The 20,863-nt window shown below is 45.4% G+C and carries 10 protein-coding genes; all 10 read right to left on the bottom strand.

Features of this window, described 5'->3' with window-relative positions:
- Positions 1-40: 40 nt before the first annotated feature.
- Positions 41-2,572, bottom strand: a complete 2,532-nt coding sequence (locus DN752_RS23020) for a glycoside hydrolase family 95 protein (protein ID WP_112786155.1) — start codon at positions 2,570-2,572, stop codon at positions 41-43.
- Positions 2,573-2,589: 17 nt separating this feature from the next.
- Positions 2,590-5,088 (bottom strand): glycoside hydrolase family 95 protein, encoded by a 2,499-nt coding sequence (locus DN752_RS23015; RefSeq protein WP_112786154.1) that lies wholly within the window; start codon positions 5,086-5,088, stop codon positions 2,590-2,592.
- Positions 5,089-5,140: 52 nt separating this feature from the next.
- Positions 5,141-6,781: a GH39 family glycosyl hydrolase gene (locus DN752_RS23010; RefSeq protein ID WP_112786153.1), complete on the bottom strand. Its 1,641-nt coding sequence runs from the start codon at positions 6,779-6,781 to the stop codon at positions 5,141-5,143.
- Positions 6,782-6,816: 35 nt separating this feature from the next.
- The gene (locus DN752_RS23005; protein ID WP_112786152.1) at positions 6,817-9,123 is read right to left on the bottom strand and encodes a glycosyl hydrolase family 95 catalytic domain-containing protein; all 2,307 of its coding nucleotides are present in this window, start codon (positions 9,121-9,123) and stop codon (positions 6,817-6,819) included.
- Positions 9,124-9,179: 56 nt separating this feature from the next.
- Positions 9,180-10,622: a sulfatase gene (locus tag DN752_RS23000; RefSeq protein WP_112786151.1), complete on the bottom strand. Its 1,443-nt coding sequence runs from the start codon at positions 10,620-10,622 to the stop codon at positions 9,180-9,182.
- 54 nt (positions 10,623-10,676) lie between these two features.
- On the bottom strand, positions 10,677-12,077 hold the full coding sequence (locus DN752_RS22995) for a right-handed parallel beta-helix repeat-containing protein (RefSeq protein WP_112786150.1): 1,401 nt from the start codon (positions 12,075-12,077) through the stop codon (positions 10,677-10,679).
- 51 nt (positions 12,078-12,128) lie between these two features.
- Positions 12,129-13,631, bottom strand: a complete 1,503-nt coding sequence (locus DN752_RS22990; RefSeq protein ID WP_112786149.1) for a glycosyl hydrolase family 28 protein — start codon at positions 13,629-13,631, stop codon at positions 12,129-12,131.
- A gap of 3 nt (positions 13,632-13,634) precedes the next feature.
- Positions 13,635-17,135 carry a COG1470 family protein gene (locus tag DN752_RS22985; protein WP_162633336.1) on the bottom strand — a complete coding sequence of 1,167 codons (3,501 nt, stop codon included), beginning with the start codon at positions 17,133-17,135 and terminating at the stop codon, positions 13,635-13,637.
- A gap of 90 nt (positions 17,136-17,225) precedes the next feature.
- A complete protein-coding gene (locus DN752_RS22980) occupies positions 17,226-20,069 on the bottom strand; it encodes a right-handed parallel beta-helix repeat-containing protein (RefSeq protein WP_112786147.1) in 2,844 nt (947 codons plus the stop codon).
- 46 nt (positions 20,070-20,115) lie between these two features.
- Positions 20,116-20,856, bottom strand: a complete 741-nt coding sequence (locus DN752_RS22975; RefSeq protein ID WP_162633335.1) for a DUF6250 domain-containing protein — start codon at positions 20,854-20,856, stop codon at positions 20,116-20,118.
- Positions 20,857-20,863: the final 7 nt, after the last annotated feature.

Genomic DNA, 20,863 nt, shown 5'->3' with positions numbered 1-20,863 from the left:
TAGTGAAGGCCTTGGATGACGAACCGCATCTAGCGATGGTTTACTTCCTCTCCAACCTGATTATTTCACCCTTTTCGGTAGGTATATCATATGCAGTGGTTTCTGGGACAGAATAGCCTTGTAGGGCCGAGCGATCGGCTATCACCGGTTCTTTTATAGCTGGAATTTGATAAAACTCATTCTTATTGTTGCCTTTGGCCAGTTTCAGGGATTGGCCACTTGCTAAAACCAGCTCGTTGGATGCTTTCACCCTACAATTGCCACCAAGTGTTGATTTGATCACTGCTTCCTCGAGCTGACCATCTTTCCAAGTCATGGACTCGATGACAAAACCGCCCCTGGCCTGTAGCCCTTCGACTTTGCCTTTATCCCACACATCTGGCAAGGCAGGTAATAAGTTGACAGCCCCATCATGGCTCTGAAGCAACATTTCGGCTATCCCTGCGGTCGCTCCAAAATTAGCGTCTATCTGGAACACCCTACCGTTGTTGAGCAAACTTTCGGACAATCCTGGGATGACATAGTCATTGAGGGATTTGTGGGCGTTATTGCCATCTCCTACCCTGGCCCATAGAGAAATCCTCCAAGCCCCGGGCCAGCCATCATTAAAGCCACGCTGGATCAACGAAGTCCGCGCTGCATCAAAAAGAACGGGCGTTTTGGAAGGGTTTATTTGGCTACTTGGATAAAGTCCGTACAAGTGTGAAACATGGGAATGGGGATCATCAGGATTGTCCCAATCGGACTGCCACTCCTGAAGCTGACCGTAGCGGCCCACTTTCATTGGAGCCAACCTGGCTCTTGTTCGTTCGACCTGATGCCTAAACTTCTTGTCCTCTCCCAATATTTCAGATGCCCTCACACAATTGGCAAACAGGTCATTCAAGATCTGGGTATCCATGGTAGGACCAGCACAAAGCGAGGTGCCATCCCGTCCCACACTTAGGCCATCGGCTGTGGTGCCCCCATGGCTATGCTCTGGTGAAATAGAAGGAGAAGTAATCAGGTATCCCTCCTCATTTTCTACCAATGCATCAAAAAAGAAAGTGGCCGCTCCCTTCATGATGGGATAGGCTTTCTTGAGAAACTCACGATCTCCCGTATATAGGTAATGCTCCCATAAGTGCTGGCAAAGCCATGCTCCTCCCATGGGCCACATTCCCCACTGCGCACCATCCACGGGAGCCGTACCACGCCAGAGGTCTGTATTATGGTGAGTCACCCAGCCATTGGCACGATAATGTACCTCGGCTGTAGTGCTTCCGGGCCCCTGTAACTCATCCACCATGTTCAGTAAAGGCTCATGGAACTCACTCAAATTACACACCTCAGCTACCCAATAATTCATCTGGATATTGATATTGATCGTGTACTTACTGGCCCAAGGAGGGTTAATCGTCCCATTCCAAATCCCCTGAAGGTTCAATGGCTGCGAACCTGGTCTGGATCCAGCTATCATTAAGTAACGGCCATATTGGAAGATCTTTTCTGCCAGCAATGGATCCGTTCCTCCGTCGATCACTTTGTGAAGTCTTTGATCTGTAGGGACATCATCCCCTTCCTCTGGACCACCAAGGTCAATAGAAACCCTGTTAAACACCTCTGAATATTCTTTAATGTGCCTTTGATATAAATCGTCATAGGACTTTCCGTCTACTGCCGATAAATCATCATTGACCTTCTGCACAGGGTCTCCGCTTACATCATCATAGCTTTCAAAACTGGTGGCCGCCACATATACCAAGGTCACTGCATCGGCATCCCTGACGGATATTTTTTCTCCTTGTGAGACCACCTCTCCTCCTTCGGCCAAGACTTTTACCTTAGCGGCAAATTCGATTCCCTCTCCTTCCCAAGGACCTATCAGCCCTCTTTCTTCACGGGGACCCAACTGGCCTTTCATCACTAACAGGCCATGCTCATCCACTGAGGTGGAGGATGGATGCGGACTGGTAAGTAATAGATCAAAGGTAACCTGTCCCTCGCCTTCCCCCTCTACCCGCATGACAATCGACTCATCGGGATGGGAGGCAAACACCTTCCTGGTATAGTGGGTGGGGCCGATATCATAGGAAACAGTACTCACTGCCGACGCCAAATCAAGCTCATGACGGTAGTTTTTTGCTTTTTCACCTTGCGGAAACATCAAAAACAAATCTCCAAATGGCTGATAGGCCATCTGCTTGGAAGGTGACCCGAGCATTTTTTGGGCTGTATCTTCAGCTTGGATATATTCACCCTGTTCCAATAATCCCCTCACTTCCTTAAGGTATTGATAGGCTTCTGGATTATCATAACTATGCGGTCCGCCATTCCATAGCGTTTCCTCATTCAGCTGCAAGTGCTCCATTTGGATCCCGCCATACACCATGGCTCCAAGTCGACCATTCCCTATAGGAAGGGCTTTGGTCCACTCTGTGGCTGGCTGTTCGTACCACAGTGACAAACGGCGATCGCTCTTTACATTTTCTCCTTCCTGATTCCCTTGGCCAAAACAAACGTTCTGAAGGCCAATCAAGGCAATGATGATAGGAAAACAATGCTTGAAATTCGTAATCCATTGATTCTTCATAAGTACTTAAGGTTATTTCATGGTTTACTGACTAAAACAATGCGTTGTCCTGGGTTAGTTGACAACTCATATAAATGGCTTTTAGGCACTTCAAATGCTGCTAGGCTGGCCTTTGCTGAAATTTCAGGGTTTTCGATCTGTGGCACTTGATAAAACAAGTTTTGGTTGGTGCCTTCGGCAATTTTAAGGCTTCCCGTTCCTTTGAGGGAAAGTTCGCTAAAAGAACGTATCCTACAGTTTCCTCCTATGGTCGAACGGATAACGGCCTCTTTGACCTGACCATCCTCCCATTCCAATGACTCGATGACAAAACCGCCCCTGGCCCGTAGCCCTTCGACTTTGCCTTTATCCCACACATCGGGTAGGGCAGGTAATAAGTGAACGGCGCCATCGTGGCTCTGTACCAGCATTTCGGCCAGTCCAGAGGTAAATCCAAAGTTTCCGTCTATTTGAAAAGGAGGATGGGCATCGAGCATATTGGCGTACGTCCCGCCACCTTTGGGGGAATCTGGTCTTCCTACCAATTTGATCTGATCTGTCATCAGCTTATAAGCGTGGTTTCCATCCAGCAAGCGCGCCCAAAGGTTGATTTTCCAGTTCATGGACCAGCCTGTAGAAGGATCACCACGGTAGATCAACACGTTTTTGGCCGCTTCTACTAATGTGGGGTTTTGATAAGGCGAAATCTGGTTGGAGGGGTACAGCCCGTAGAGATGTGAAACATGTCGATGATGGTCCTCAGGGTCATCCCAATCATAAAGCCATTCTTGAAGCTGACCGTGCTGTCCCACTTGCATGGGCGGAAGCTGAGGGAGTACTTTGTCAATTTTAGCCACCAACTCCGCATCCACATCGAGTAATTGTGCTGCCTTGGCAGTCTTGGTAAGGATATCGAATACCAGCTGTGTATCCATCGTGGTACCATAAGCTATGTTTACCATGTTTGGAAAATGTTGGGGCCTGTTCTCTGGGGAAGTGGAAGGAGCCACTACCAACCACCCATTTGTGGGCTCTGGAGTCAAAAAATCAAGACAGAAAGCGCTAGCACCTTTCATCGCAGGGTAGACATCCTTTAAGTACTCAAGGTCACCAGAAAACATGAACTTGTCCCAGAGGTGTTGGGACAGCCATACACCTCCCATTGGCCACATCCCCCAAGTAGCTCCATCCACCGGGCCACAGATGCGCCAAAGATCCGTATTGTGATGCGTCGTCCAGCCATCAGCGCCATACATCACTTGGGCGGTTTCTTTCCCTGCTTCGGACAGCTCCTTCACCATTTGGATCAATGGTTCATGCATCTCTGGGAGATTGGTCACTTCGGCAGGCCAGTAATTCATTTCCGTATTGATATTGATGGTGTAGGCACTTTTCCATGGTGGGTCGAGTTGGTTGCACCAAATACCCTGTAAGTTTGATGGCTGGCCGCCCGGTTGGGAAGAGCTGATCAAAAGGTATCTCCCGTACTGAAAATAAAGTGCCGCCAAAGAAGGATCATTTACCTTACTGAAATCCCTGATACGTTGATCGGTAGTTTTTTCAGCTTCTGCTGTATGGCCAAGATCCAAGGTTACCCGATCAAAAAACCGTTGGTATTTGGCAATGTGGGCTTCTTTGAGTGCATCATAGGATTTTCCTTCCACCCCTTTCAGGTACGATTGGGCTCGCTCATGCTGATCACCACTGATATCTTGGTAATTGACAAAATTAGTGGCAATGGAAACATAAATGGTAGCACTATTGGCATTCATTACGGTCAGGGAAGCTTCTTCTGTCACCAGATTCCCTCCTTGCGGGATGACCTTTACCAATGATTCGAATTTCAGTTGCCCTTTGGTTCCCACAGCACCTTTGGGTAAACGCTTATTTTTGCGGTCAGCATTCCTGCCATTCATTATCAGGAGGTTATCACCTGCTGTAGACAGCTTTCGCAAGGTAGAATCAGGCCGATCCATGGTGGCCGTAAAGTTGATTTTCCCTGGTTGGCTTGCACGAAGATGGATGACCAGTACTTGGTCGGCGAAGGAAGTAAACATTTCCCGCTCATAATCCACACCATTCACCGTATAGGTCGTCTTTTGGATGGCTTTACTAATATCCAATTCCCGATAATAATTGGTATAATTATCACTACCGGGAAAATCAAGGTATAGGTTTCCTGCCGTTTCGTAGGGCATCCCATGGGATGTTTGGGAAATGATTTTGGCATTGGCCAAGTCATGGGCTTCTTTGTACTTCCCCTCAAAAAGCAGCGCTCGGATATCGTCCAATATGGCCTTTGTGTCCGGGTTATCATTGCGGTGTGGCCCTCCGGACCAAAGCGTTTCCTCGTTAAGTTGGATATTCTCCCTTAGGGGATCACCATAGACCATAGCGCCTAACCTTCCGTTTCCAATAGGTAACGCCTCATTCCAGTCCGGTGCGGGACGATCATACCACAACTTCAAGTCTTGGGCTTGGCCAGCTATGGAAACACCCAGCATGACAAATAAAAAGATATGTCTTATGAATCTCATTTCAGGTTATTTACAATGGTTTATTTAATTATTTGCACAAGTGATGTAAAGATCAATTAACCTGTTCTATAAGGACCAAACTCCAAGGAGCCAGCGTACGTTGAAAACTGACTTCTCCATTTTCATCGGCACTAACAAGGTCAGTGTCCAAGTTCTCAGCGTAGTTTTTCATTACTTTTATCTGTTCACGCGTTGGTGGTTCCGGTTTGCCCATTTGTTCCCAGTAGTCATAGATATTTCCACTTTCCCAGTCCAGTACTTCTATTTTGAACATGGTGCCCGATTTTAGGTCAGATAAGTTAAAGTCCAAGGATCGGCTTTTGCCATTTTTATGCTGGTCGATCTTTTTGATACTGGAAGGCACTGCATTGTAATGGTCTTCGGGGTAGTTATAGGCCAATGCTACTATTTTTCCATCGCCTGATTTTCTGCTCACAAATAGGTAATCGTTATGATAGATTTTCTCGTCCCCGAGCTGGTGAAGCATTCGATAGGCATGATAGGAAGGCTTCACAAGACCTTGGTAATTGATCATGCCAAAACCTCCGTGAAAAATACTCTCTCCACCACCTTTTTCTTCAAAAATATCCGTAAACGTCCAGAATGCCAATGAATTGGCCAATCCAATGCAATCCAGATTTACCTTGGCAATATAGGCAGCAGGAGGTAAAAAGTCGTGCATGGCATCCCGGCTGTTCGGGCTTGTATTCCATTCCGTAAGGTGAATTTCGGCAGTTGGATACGCACTGTTTTTTATTACTTCATTAAGCCACTCCATATCATCCTTGGTAGAATTTACGTACCGTGAAAAATCCTTTCCTTTGCCCGTATTGGGATTAAAAGGATAATCGGTAGGGTAAGGATGTGTAGATATAAAATCCACCGGCAACTCTTCCTTTTCACAGTATTCCAGAAAATCCACTATCCACGAGCCCTTCCATTCCAGGTCATTGATATTATCTGCCGTAAATGTGATAAGATCGCCATCCCTGCTTTCTACTTCGCCGTCATACCTGCCATCAGCCACAAAGTTACTACTGGAAGGCCCTCCTACTTTCAGTCGCTCATCCACCGAACGTACTGCCAGCACCGACTGTTTGTACAATTCAAAATACTGCGACTTGGTACCATCAAAAAATCCATAATAGAGATTGGGCTCGTTCCATACTTCAAAATACCACGTAAGCACCTCGTCGATCCCATAGCGATCCACACAATGCTGGGTAAAGGCCTGTACCAAGTTATACCATTCGTCGTATTTAGATTCATCGGGGGTGATATTGGCCTTCCACCAAAACTGCGTTTTGCTGTTTTCTGCCGCCAATGGTGTAGGGAAAAAGGCCAGCTCCACAAAAGGCCGCACATTCAAGTCCAGCATCCTATCAAACAAATCGTCGATATATTGCCAGTTATAGGTGTATTTCCCGTCTTTTTCAAAGATGGGAAACATATCATCATGGAAAATACCGTGAAACCTCACGTATTCAAACCCACAATTTTGCTGCACCTTTTCCAATTGCTCTAGCCAACCAGCACGTAATCCTTCATTGGCTCGGCCCGCTCCTACACTTTTGCTCCAGAAGTGTTCAAATTTCTCACCAGCTGCTTTTGAACTGACGGATACGGGCTTTTGTCCAAAACAAAGCCCCCCTTGTAACAATAAGGTTATGGTAAATAGTATGATCTTATTCATCTTTTTTAACGTTTAGTCGTTGCTAATTATCTTGGTCAATTTTGTTCACTATATTCTAAGATAGGCGCTTCCAATAGCGGCTTTCTTTTTCGGCCTTTTTTCACTCCAAAATAGTTCGTCTCGTCATCAGGGTGTGCTACTGGCATTATAGAGGGTATGCTTTCCAATACAGCAGGGCTCAACACCACCGTGTCATTTTTACCAAGCTCAATTGAAAATTCTCCTTGTTCCGTTTTAGTAATATTCACCTCATTGTCCATGCCCACCGTAACGGCATTTTCCCAGCCAGGCACGACCAGCTTGCATGGTTTCCCTGCCAAACTCTTGATCCGTACCCATTGGACCTGGCCATTTTCAAGTGATGCACTTACTTCAAAACCTCCTTGGGCCAATAAATCTTTGAATGATGCGTTTTTCCAATCTTTTGGTATGGCAGGAAAAACCCGGATTTTATTTCCCCAGCTTTGGAGACTGTACTCCATTATGGCAGCAGCACCGCTCAATGGCGTTTCTATGACAGGGTTGGTGCCCTCCATATAAAATGTATTGGGCAGAAAATGGGCCTTACCAATATTGGCATCCAAAAAATCCTGCATTACCGCTACCGCCTCATCTCCCATACCCAATGCAGCATAAAGTGATGAAGCCCCCGTAAAAGAATAACCGGCCAAACCTGACCCATTATCTATATTGTGCCAGTGTAAAACAGACTTTACCACCAAGTCACGATCCGCTGGAGAGTTTGGGTTTAGTTGGAACAGCGGATACAATGCCAACAAGTGGGAATAGTGACGGTGAGACATATCCACTGCTTGGTCACTTCCTATCATCAGCCCATTTTCATCTACTGGAAAAGGAATCAGATCTGCCAAAATACTTTTCCAATGCGCTACCTTTTCGGGGTATTGATCGGCTTTTTCATTGGCCTCTATAAGGGCATTGAGCAACCAACGTAGTATGGCCAGGTTATAATTGGTGTTTTTGAAGGACTTAAATCCCATGTATTCAGGAGAACCCATAGGAGTCAATTCTAATTGGCCTTCTGAGTTTCGAGCTAGCTTTTCTTCATATTTTTTGGCAATGGCCATCCCTTTGGGTACCCACTTTTCCAAGATGGATTGGTCATCCCCTTGATAGTTAAAATACAACCAGTAATTATGAGTGGCCCAGGCAAAATCCCCTAGGTTTTTTCCTGACTTATGCTTGATCTGGTAATCAAAGTGATCATCGATCAATTTGATATAGTTGATAGCAATATCCTGATGGTTGCTGGCATTGAACGGCCAATAGGTGAGTTGGACATTAAGGTTCCACCACAATCCAGGCCAGGAGGTGTTTTTAAAAAACGGCCCCAACAAATCAAGGGCTGGGCCATCTGCACGAGAGCAAGTGGCCATTTTATACAATTGGATCCAGTAAAAGGATTCCATTCTCGTGTCAGGGAAGCTAAGAAATGACTTTTGGAAATAGGTATGCCACCATTTCTGATGAGCCACTTCCAGTGCTTCGACCCCTAATTCGGCTGCTTCCTTCACATCGCTAACAGCTACCCCTGCTGATTTATTAGATTCAGGGACTTCATTGGCCGTAGCAATATAGACGGTCGCCTGTCGCCCATCTCCGGACCTTACCTCCTTCCAGGCGGTGGCATAGTCGCCTCCTGCTTCCAGCCGCTGGACACAAACTGACGCTCCGTCCAGTGAACTGATCTCAGGTTTATAGGGGTTCATTTTATACGTATCCTCATATCGGTCCGGCATAAGTAGCGCCCTTGGACAAGAAGGATTTCCAGGCATCCATTCCCAAGAAAACGGAAGTTCCTTACCCTCTTTTTGTTCTGTGGAACTGACTTCAATAACCTGAACCATTCTATCATGTGGGGTGAAGGCACGGAATTTAATCTCTCCCCTATCCGTAAAAATAGTACCGCGAACCTCGGCATTGTATAAATCCTGACGGATGTGAGCCGTTTGAATTTCACCCGCTGGGTGCAACACCATTTTGCCAATATCCAGCCTTGAAAAGTCCAACAAATTAGCCCCTTCTACTCCCATGGATGTTTTTTTATCAGGTGCCCTTCTGTGGTCTGTCACATCTTGCCTTCCCACATGGAAGTTGAATCGGTTCTCGTCCATCTTGGCATACATCATCATACCAAGTTGCCCGTTCCCAACAAATGCTCCTTCGGCCCACTGTAATGGAATATCCTCCCAAACCAAGTCATGCTGAGACATGAACTCTGGCCAGTCTATCTCCGTTTTTACCTGTCCATTTGCCTGATGGGGTGCCGTCAACCAACCGAAGGATATGAATAGTAAGCTGAATAAGTATTTATTGGTCATGCTTATTATTAGGTTTTATAATTGTAATGATCAGCTTCAAATCGTTGAATGTCCATTTATGGATCCCAAACAAAAGCAATTTCTCCTGCCTTATCTATGATAAGTTTTTTCAATTTCTCCACCATTACAGGGTTTTCCATAGCGACATTTTGGATTTCGTATTCATCAGCCATATGGTCATATAATTCCATATTTCCGCTTGCATCTTGCGTAAACCTGTACCGATCTGTCCTGATAGTAGTAGCGCCTGATGAATATGCCAGAGCAGAATGTCCCTTTGAGCTCGGGTCTTTCATGAAAGGTAAAAGGGATATACCTTGTAAATATTCAGGCTTTCCGATCTGTGTCAAATCACAAAGTGTTGGAAAAACATCCAACGTCTCTACAAGCGCATTGGTGGATTTTCCTTTTTGGGACATCGCAGGATCAAAAATAATCAAAGGAGAATGCAGCGACTCTTCGAATAAACTGTGCTTACCCCAGATTGCATGTTCACCCAAATGCCAACCATGATCTCCCCATACTACTACAATGGTGTTTTGGTCTTGCCCAGTTTCTTTTAATTTATCCAGAATGTCTCCCACATGCTTGTCGGCATAACTCACACAGGCCGCATAATATTTTTTTAAAGTCATGGCAAACTCAGCATCTTTTCTAGGATCTTTTCCCCAGCGATTGTAATTCATAAATTCCTTGGAACCATGCCAAGTGGTTTTTCCATTTGGTTTTTCAGGATGAGGAATAGGTGGTATGTCCACACCCTCATAGTAATCCAAATACTCTTTAGGCACTCCAAAAGGGAGATGAGGTTTAATAAGACCGATAGCTAAAAAGAATGGCTTATCGGCTGCGGCCAGGTCTTCGAGTTGTCTTAAGCCTTCCTCTGCGATAAGCCCATCAGGATAGCTATCGTCTCCTCCGTCTACCGATTCTATCACATCTCTTTGATTGGGTTCCCTCACTTTTCCATAAGCAAGTCCATGCATGGCTCCACGAGGTGTCTTCCAATCTCCTACCGGCATCAAGTGTCTGTCCCATGCACTGGGCATTTCCGGTATGGAATCATTATCCCAATTTTCCCCACCTCTACCTCCTGGGTGATGAGAGACCTTTCCTACAGAAACGGTTGTATAACCATTTTGCCGAAACCACGCTGGCATACTAGCATCGCCCAAAACAGCATCCTTCTGAAATTCTGCCGCCCTCGAAAATAGTGGTTGGTTATAATGTCGGCGGTACTGGAGTCCATATTGACCTGTCAATAAGGTATACCTAGAAGGGCCACAACTTGGAGCGTTTACAAAATGCCTATGAAAAGCACGTCCATCTGCAGCCAACTTATCGATATGTGGAGATTTAATATAGGTGGCTCCGAAGGAATTTAATTCTGGACGCAAATCATCAATACAAATGAGCAGAACATTTTTTTTATGCTCTTTTTCTGGGCCACATGAAATAGTAAGAATTAATAAAAGAAACCAAATACAATACTTTTTCATATCTTTTTCATTAACAGCCTAGCCCCTTGTAAATGGGCAAAACTAGCTCTATGATCATTTTTCAAACACATGGTTGTTCCTTCCTTGATCTGTTACGCTACCGACAGAAATCCCCGTACAGCCTTTACTGTTATCGTCCATTACCACGGGATAACCGGTCAAATTGTGAAGGACAATATTGGAAGCAGGATAATTTTCATCCTTTTTTAATAGTCCAATGGTGCGATTATCTCCACCAACGTTGATTTTTAAATCTTGGTCAGCATCCGGCACTTCTCCCTTCAAAGTAATATAGTGGTCATGCCCAATGATGATAGCAGCATGCTTACTCCCATTATAGGAAGGGCCGTCATAAGGCAAAAGCGTTATTTCGGCATTCGTTCCATGATCGGTGGCATAGTCTACGCCCAAGGCTGGCCCATACTGTGTGTCCGCATAGCAATCCACTATATCGCCAGATCCTATACAATACCCACGCTCACAACCAATTACCACACAACCTTCTACATACTTGGTACCTGTAGCGTGGGTGAGGGTCACGCCAGCTCGCATGTTTTTTACTGTACAGTTTAGGATGGTGGGATTAGAAGTACCACGGACATATTCTACACCATCTATGATAGTTTCTCCGCCATTATAAGCACGTATGCCCTCTTCGCCGAGGCTGAGCATATAGCCTTGAGGAAGCTTATAATCAAAATAGGTCATAAAATCCACCTTATCCGCTTCTGACCCCGTACCTTCTTCTTCCAGCATATCATCTGTAGACCGCATCTGGCCTTCCACATAGCAGCCCTCTATCAGCGGCTTGTCCGCCGCTTGCATAAAGATGGCATGACCATAAGACCGATGGATGATGCTACAATTTTTCACATGGTTTTTATATCCCCTTACCAAAAGAGCCGAATGTTTATAATGCCCGATCACATTATTTCCTCCCTTGCCAAAGGACTCTCCATAACCATAAGGAAATGATCCCCGTGTGGTGACATGAAAACCTTCAATCCTGTTATTGGCGCCGTCCATGACGATATTGCAAGCTCTTCTTTTGGGGTAATCATGGACTGATCCTACGTCAGTCAGCGTAAGGTTTTTTATGATGTTGTCATTGCCTGTCACCTGTACTTCGTAAAACTCATCAAAATCCCCGTAATCACTGAAACCAGCCGTCTCCACATTAATGGTGACATCTGTAAAATCATAAGTGCTGTTATTCCCTTCAAAAAGCAATAATGCATAGCCTTTGTGCTTCCGGATAGTGGTAATGCCTTGGTAGCGTCCTTCGGCAATATCTGCTGCTGTTATGGTATAAGTGCCTGGTGCTATCGTTACCTCTGCTCCATCTTGGGACAAATACGGAAGTAATTCGTCCAAGGAGCCGACAAGCTCTTGTGAATACCCGCTGCTCCATAAACAAAAGAACAGGACGGTCAATGTATTTTTTATCGTTCGCATATATTGAATCTAAAATTAAAACCTTTTACTATATAATCAGAAAATCCCATTTTAATGGAATGCTACATCTTTTACGAATTCATTTATCGTTACCTGATCGGCACTTACTATCTCCCCATCCAACTGCACATTATCGAAAATCACTCCTTCAATGGTATGGTTTTTATCAAAGCCTGTCAATTCCATACTCGCATGATCCCGAATAATGTACGGCTTCCAGTCTGGCCCATCCTGAAAACCGGTCAATGTGGTATCAATGGGTGCGGAGATAGCTTTAATGTCTTTGAACGTAACATTTCTGATATTTCCACGCTCTTCGGATTCGGTCCATCGTGTTTTTCCTATCCAGCAAGAAATTAACCTGCGGGCTTCTTCTACCCGGATATTTTCAAAAGTAACATCACTAATAAGTGCATCGTCACAATGATACACACGTAAGGCCGTCTCTCGTCCCACATCATGGATGACATCACAATCTTCAAAAAGCACATCACTTACATCTTCCTGAACTTCCGCACCAATGCTAAAAGAATGGGCCAGTTCGTTCCATACCACACATTTACGGGTATGGATATTCCGTACTTCACCTTTTCCCTCAAAGGACTTGATCACTACTGCATCATCGAGCGTCCTCATAAAACAGTTTTCTACCAGCACATCCCGACTGTTGGAAATATCGACACCGTCGGAATTGTCCCGCCAACCTATGATTTTAAGATTGTCTACATGAATATTTCCTGAGGCTTGAATCGGCACTGTCCAGTGGCTCGGATCCAGTATGGTCACCCCTTCCAACTTCACATTATCGGAATATTGGGAGAAAATGGTATAGCGTCTTTCCTTTTTGTGAATAGCCGATTGGTCAATAATGCCCCTTCCCCGTAGGGTAATACCCTTACCTTCCAGCAAAAATGTCGGCGGTGTTTTATTATGCCCAATCAGCCTGTCTATGTCCTCTTCCTCAGGATCGGATAAACACTTTAAATAAGCTCCTCCGGCCAAATACACGGTGGTACTGTCCTTTACATTGACATGGCTTACTTCGTGGAGGCCGGAGCCAAAATAGATCACATTTGGGTCATCCGGATCGGGAACATCGGTCTCCATCGGATTCACAAAGACATGCAAGGACTCGTGCCAATCACCATTTATTTCTATGGTCAGGTTACCGGGTTTGGTAACATTAAATACCAGCCTGTCTCCCTCGATCCGGGGTGTTATGCCTAAGGATGAAGGCAGGACTTTTGCCTCCTCGATCGCTACTGGATAAGTTATACTAAGCTCCACTGCTTCCTCTGCCATATCAAAAGATGCCAAAGAAGCATAGCCATATTCCGAACGGGAGTGGTTCAGTCGTGGTATGGGCTTGTCCGGTGGAATCTTGGTCTTGTAAACCGGCACCGACTGCCCGTCTACGGTTACATTATAGTCCTCAGACAGTGCCACTCCATCAGGAGCTGGATATACGGTCACTTTCTTGGCCTCATCTCCACAAGAAGTCAACACGATCAAAAACATGACTTTCACTATCCCTATTAATTTTCTTATTGACATTCCTTATTTGGTTTTTTCTTGCCGTATAAGTTTTCCGTTCTTGTATTCCTCGACTGCTACCGAGACATTACCTTCTTCCATTCCCGACAACGTAATGTGTTGTTCGCGGCCATCGAGAAGTTTTACCACCAATTCATTTTCATTTTTGGCAATGACCTCTTTGACCATGGATTCGTTTTCGTAGGGCTCCAGTACGGCCAAGTACCTGGCCTTTTTGCCATGGCTTCTTACCGCCATATTCTTTAACCTGGAAGTCTCGTCGCCCAGTGGAAAATCACCACCTACCTTAGCTTCCAACCTCACCACATCCAAACCGCTCAAATCCACCTTTACTTTCCCCCATTCCTTGGTGTCTTCCGGCATGGCCGGGGTGGACATATCCATCTGTTCACCTTGGATTTTGACAGGGCCGCCGTAATAGTCTTTGCCCTTTTCGTCAGGAATTAAGATGTTTTCGTAGGTAAGGGGAAGGGTAGAAAGAAAAACTTCTGAACTATCACTCAAAATGACTTTTGCATTTCCCCAAAACAGGGTGTTGTTGTTCACCCGACTTTCGGTTTTTGATGCCAGTTCCAATTGCTTTTTGCCAGCAATATCCAGGGCGATAGTCTTACTTCCCAAAATCCACGCTCCTGTACTATCATTGACCACCTCTTCGCCATCTGCCGAAATGGTGTACCATAGCTTTTTATTTACCCCTACCGACTCGGTAGATGTCCCGATCATCACTTCGTTTTTTCTGGGCCAAGCATTATAAACATCTATTTTCAATGGGCCGTCGGCCCTGTTTGGCAGTCGAACTCCCCTATTGTCGCAACCTTCACCGAAGCACATTTCGTACTGGGTTTTGGTGGTGCCTTCGGTGATATACCAATCACAATCCGTGATAAACTGGGCACTTCCAAGTGGATCGGTATTCATTTGAAAGGTATGGTGCGAATATTTCACCTTATCGGCGTAGATTCCTTTAAAACCTTTCACCTGCAGCATCCAATCAAACTGGTGTTCTTTTTCTCCTTCCAGGTAATCAGCCAACACCACATAATCATCCATGACCAACATCGTCCTTCGCTGCATCACAGGTTCGGTATATCCCGTAACGGCACCATATTCCGGGGCATTTTCTGGGATCGTAATGGACCGTCCTTCTTCCCATACTTTCTCTGCAAAAGTTTGGTCCGCTTTATAATGGATCCCGCCATAGGGTGCATAGCTCCATTTTGAATTGGTTTCCACCGCGGTGGCCTGCATCATTTCACCAGCATGAAACAACGTCCTGAAATTCTCTACAGGCAATTGCATTTTCTCATCTACCACCACCATGTTTTTATTTATGGAGGTTTGTTTCCAGAATTTGTACAAGTAGCTTTGGTAACGAAACCAGTAAGCCAGGGTACCATAAAAACTCCGCCCGTACCTGGCCATGTTCACAAGGCTGGTCCTATCAAAATGCCCATGGTAGCCACCATGCGATCCATAATGAAGCGATGCTTGGAGCTGTTCTCGTTGTTCCCGTCCTTTGGTTTGTGACCTTAATTGGACGATTCCCATATTGTCGGCATAGGTGGACTTTTTCATTTGCTCAGAAGTTACTTCCGGCAAATCGGGCACCCCATACAGTAAGTCCCTCTGGTCTCCCCTATTGATCACAGCTGCATATTCAGGATCTCGGTATAGGTAATAAGCCAATTCGTACGGCTTGCCCGCCACCTGAGATTCCACGGCATCATTAACGGCCAATATCACTCCTCTATAATCCAGGAATTGGACGGTCGCATCCCACATCGCCTTGATGCCTACACTGTTTCGCTCGATTTTGCCCCATTTTTCAAACTGCATGCCCATCAAGCCTCCTTCTCTTCTGCTGGCTAGTAGGCTAAAGTGCTTGGTGGTTCCTATGGGAAACTGTCGGTCCTTAAGGTTGATCCCCCAAGGCTCCAGGGCAATGGCTATTTCGGACAGCTCTGTGGCTACCCAAGTATTATACCCGACGGCACACTCGTACCACCAGCCATCATTCATTATCCCATGCTCGATGTGCTTATACACCCCAGTAGGAGATTCCAGCAATTGCTCAATGAGGTGCCAATCTTGGAGATTAAGCGCACAGTAAAGGGCTGCGGTAATTTCGGCCATGTTCCAATTGCTGATTGCTCCACGCCTATTTCCCTTAATGGTCTGGTTCACAAAAAGCCTGAATGTCTCATCGGTCAATTCCCTGTCCCTTGGCGTGAGAAGTTCACTGCCTCGGATAAGGTCATATGTCCGACCAATAGATTGCCAAAATTTCCCCTCCGCCACAAAGGAGTTTCCACCACCTACCAAGGTGGCGGGATACCCAATTTCTGGATCGGTCAGCCGTCGTAGCACCGCCAAGCATTTGGCAGCATATTCCTCTTTTCCTGTAAGTTGATAAGCAATGGCACAGTCCAAAATCTCTTTTCCGTCCGTATTGAAAACCGACTTCCCCAACAAGGATCCTTCCACATCAGAAAAGTCATTTCCTTTAGGTACTTTCCATTGTTGGGCTTTTTCTTCATACGCTGCCAAACCTTCCTTGGCCCACTCATAGTTAGCTACCTTGTCCTTCACATCCTGCCACTTATCAGGTGTAAAAACAATATTGGGAAAAGGCAGCTGAACAGCCGTGGTAAAGGTGAGTGTCGCTTCGGATTCGCCCATTCCATTGGCAATGGCTTTGATCACTTGCTTTTCCCGGATTCCCTCAGGCAGATGGTCTGGAATATAAACGCTCAGCTCCATTTCTTTGCTTTCTCCCGGAGCCAACTCAATTATGTTGTTGGATAACTTGGCTTTCATGGATTCCCAGCCCATGGTCTCGATGCGTAGCGTGACTGCCTGCGGCAGGTCGGTTGAATTGCCCACTTCAAATCGATAGATCGCTTTTTCTCCGGCCTTGGCTGATTTACCTTGGATGCCTCCTTCCAGATAAGTGGCTCTTCCTTTTTGGACCGTTACATTCCGGATCTGGTGTGTGGTCCTATCATTCGAATTCACTGACAAGCTTACGTGCTTAATGGCATAGAGCGTCCCCAACCGTTGTCCCGCATCAATATCAAACATGTCCCACGGGATATAGACCTTGTGCCAACCTTCTCCCAGCACATTCACTTTTGCGGTACTCACAGGGTTTAGTTCTTTATAGTCGAGGGAGTCCACCTTTAACACCGCCGTAACTTCAGTGAGGGAAGTAGATCCCAAATATAGGTCAAAGGCCAATCCCGAAAAGGCAGTCCAATCGGCGGCATCCCCAAAGTAATTACGCTGTATATCAGGGAAATAAACCCGGTTTTGATGGGCATAGGTATAAGAAATAGCTTGGGCATTTTGGATCGTTGCTATGCCACCTTCCACATCTTGGATACCTGACCAATCAGAAAAATCAGGGGAACCTATATTTTCCTTGGATTGGGAATACCCATAAAATGCAATCATAAAGGCAAAAAATGTCCACAACGCTCTATTTCGTATATTTTTCATCATATTGGTCGAGATTACTATTTCCTATTTTCTTCTTTAACCTGAAATATGCATCAACCGGGGTTAATATTTAGATGATAGCACAATTGACGTTTATGGTACTTTTACGGTAAACGTACTTGTACTATAATCTCTTGCTGCCGTTACTTCCACGTCCTGATTATGGTATTTTGCCAATTCCCTTTCCAGGGAGGTGATATTTCGGACAGTAACGCCATTTACTTGTTGTATGACCCAGTCTTGCTCTAGCCCTGCATCGCCCCACATGGCGCCTTTGTCCTCATCTAGTGACCTGATATAGCAACCATAATCGTAGCCGCCTGTGGCATCAATCAAATCCGGATCATCTTTTATATTCACCAGTGTGGCTCCAGCTACCTCTTTTACCAATGCTTGGTCGGCAGCTACTACATCACCTTGGTATTTTCCGGCCAATAAGGTTTGTAACCAGCTCGGATAAATAACTTTTTCCACTTTTTCAAAATCTGCTTTCATTTCGAAACCAACAGGTAAGCCATTGGCATCAAAAGTCTGCGCCCTTACGGTAGTGTTTTTATCCAAGATGAATTCACCATTATATTCCAAGGAATGAATGGTCGGGGCGGATCCGTCAAGGGTAAAATACACTTTGCCTCCATCTTTTGCTCGCAAGTCCTTCTTTAGCTCCACTTTTATATCCTCTTCAAACTCGCCCCCAAAAGGAACTATCCGGGTCATCTGATGCCCAAATTTATCCATAGGGAAATTTTCAAAACCAAGCGCCAACGCAGGAGAATCCTCACTTACCTGGTAGTTGCCATTGAGCGGATCTACAAACTGCGGATCCGCAACAAGGGAGTTTTTGTCATATCCTTCTGCTAACCAAGCCTTCATATCCTTGCTTTCGGTGACTAAAAAATCCACAGGAAAATTATAATTCCAGTATAAATTTCGGTCATAATGCTCACTCCACTTAGTGTCGGAAGGTAACCCCACCGGCCGGATAAAATTACGGGTAGGTTGCTCATTGCCAGGGATAGCACCGGCTATCACAAAAATGTTTTGGTAGATTTCATCTTCAGATTCTTTTGGCCATACGTGCCATCCCAGTGGCACAGCACTTACTGTGATATTGTTATAAACCTTTCTGGCCATGCCATCCCGAAGCTTAATGGTAGAGCCCAAATTAAGGTTATTATATATCTCAAAATAACTGGATCCATCATCCAAGTCTATTGTCCAGTTACCGGCACTAATCGATTTACGGTAATTGGCGATCCTGTTATTCCGAACGATTACATTCTCCAACGCATCGAGCTTCGTGAGTTCTTTGAGAAATTGATCATCTTTTCCGCGGGAGCCCCGCCACTGGCGCTCTCTTCCCCAGGAATTAAAAGGGCCATGCTCTCCAGTTTCCCGGACTGTTTCCCAAATATCACTGTGCTCTATGATGTGGCCACCCCAAGTACCGTCATTAATACAGATACCGGCCCTGGGACAGTTATAGATCGTATTATGTGATGCCCTGATCTTAAAACTCATGGAAATATAGATTCCTGCCACTTGCTTGCCCACATCACCAAAGTCATGCATGATGGAATTTTCTACGACACAGTTTTTTGGATAGTCGGGAGTCTTAGGGCCTGGCTCCATATCCATCCCCTCACGCATCTTGACCCAGTCCTTACCGAGTAGCTCACTATCATCCCAAGTCTGATAGAAGCGAACCGATGAAGGATCCCCTACGAAACACACCGCACTCTCTCCCAAGTGGACAAATTGACACCCTCTTACTACATTCTCTCTATTGTAAGCACTCATGAACACCCCATTTCCTCCTAGGTATTCAAACGCACAGTCCTCTACCAAACAGTGCTCTGCTCCTTCCATAAACACTGCTCCTCCCCTGTGTATGGCCCAATCTCCCCTAGCAAGCGGCTCGTATTCATCCATGAACGTGTAATTGGATTGGGTAAACCGGAATCCTTTGAATTGAATATGCCTTACCGGCGAGGATGGGCTACCCATCAGCTGGATAAGGTCATTCACCACCGGAACTTCCACCATGGCTTCGGAGAGATTTACCCCAGCTGGAGGGTAGTAATAAAGTAGGTTTTCTTCATGGTCTACATACCATTCTCCCGGATCGTCCAGCTCTTCAAAAATATTCTCAATAAAATACCAAGAAGACTTGCTCCCTTTTCCTCCTATTCCATATTTTCTCTGGAGCTGCCATCCTCCCTCTCCCAAATAAACTTTATTGGAACTCCTATCTACTTCCTTAATGGCATACTGCATATTCCCCCAGTTGTGGCTTTGAAAGGCATGGACAATCCCTGTTTCCGGATGTGCCCATTCCTTTTCTGTAAATGTTTCGGGATCATAGGAAAACCATTCATCATAGCGTTCATTCATACCGCCAGTCACCTGAATGTATCCTTCGCCACCTCGCAGGGGATTTTGATCATCGTAATTGGGAAAGCGCGCTCGCACTTGCCTGTTTCCATTCACAAATAACTGGTCCACCTCTTCTAGATCAGATGGAATAGACGTCACATAAATCCCCTCTTTATAGGCTGCCCATTGTAAATTGTCCAGACGCTGGGATCCTTTTATAGTGACCTTTGCTCCGGGAGAGGCGGCAAAAGTCACGGGATTTGAATCCGTCCCGGAATATTCACTTCCTATCCTGATAGTTTCTTCCAAATAGTACGTTCCCTCAGAGAACCACACTGTCACGGCTTGCTTTCCCGCGTATGCTTTGGTTTCCCGCAATGCCCTGTCAAATGTGGCAAAAGGATCATTTTTCGTCCCTGCACCATCATCATCACCTAGTGGAGAGACGTATATTTCTTTCACCCGTTCGTCAGAAAACCCCAACGGATTAGCCACAACTGCCTGCTGTAGGAAAGTAAATACTATCAGTAAATTCAGATAATGGAATCCTGAAATCTTCATTTTAATAACTAGGTTAACGAGAGACGGGCTTATTGCTTAAGCTATGCTATTTTTCTACTTCACTGAGCTGGTAAACTTTAAAATTGTCTACGGTCATGTGATTATGGACTGTTCGGATGCCAAAATGCCCTTCCGTATAGGGATTTGGGTCGCGATAATCATAGATCAATGTATCATTTCGATAATATTGGATAACATTATCAAAAGCCACTAACCGAATATGCTTTACGGTATTTGGTGTGATGAGGTACTCTGGGGCACTGAGGTCATGCTCAGGTAAGAGCGGTTTTTCACCATTGCCCGTGTACCTCCTAAATCTTGTTTTTGTATTGTGATGTCCCCCCATTCCCACATAATAAAGATGGAGGCTGTCATAATTAGGAAAACTACCCTTTCTAAAATCTGACTTGGCAAAAAGGTTGTCTGGGTTTTCACCGTCAGTAGCCATCCAGAAGCAGTTCAAGTCAGAAACACGATCATATTCTCCTCCGTCTTCGATGACATAGGCATCGTATTCGATCATGACCGGACCTTCCAGTTTCTCTTTAAACCAAACGGTACAACCACTTTTATCATTTATTTCAAGTTTTCCATTATTGTGGTACACTTCACCACCTTCGCCTTGCTCCGCTTTCCAGTTTGCTATACCTTCGGCAAAATCATCACTATACTGTAAAGACGCCTTCACCGTCAAATCATCTGTTAGCTGGACGGTCTTCTCTTCACCTTTGGTGCATGCAAAAAACACCATGCCCGAAAGGACTATCCATAAAACCGATTTACTCATAACACTT

This window comes from Echinicola strongylocentroti, from assembly GCF_003260975.1.
Taxonomy (GTDB): domain Bacteria; phylum Bacteroidota; class Bacteroidia; order Cytophagales; family Cyclobacteriaceae; genus Echinicola; species Echinicola strongylocentroti.
This window is presented reverse-complemented; position numbering and strand designations above follow the sequence as displayed.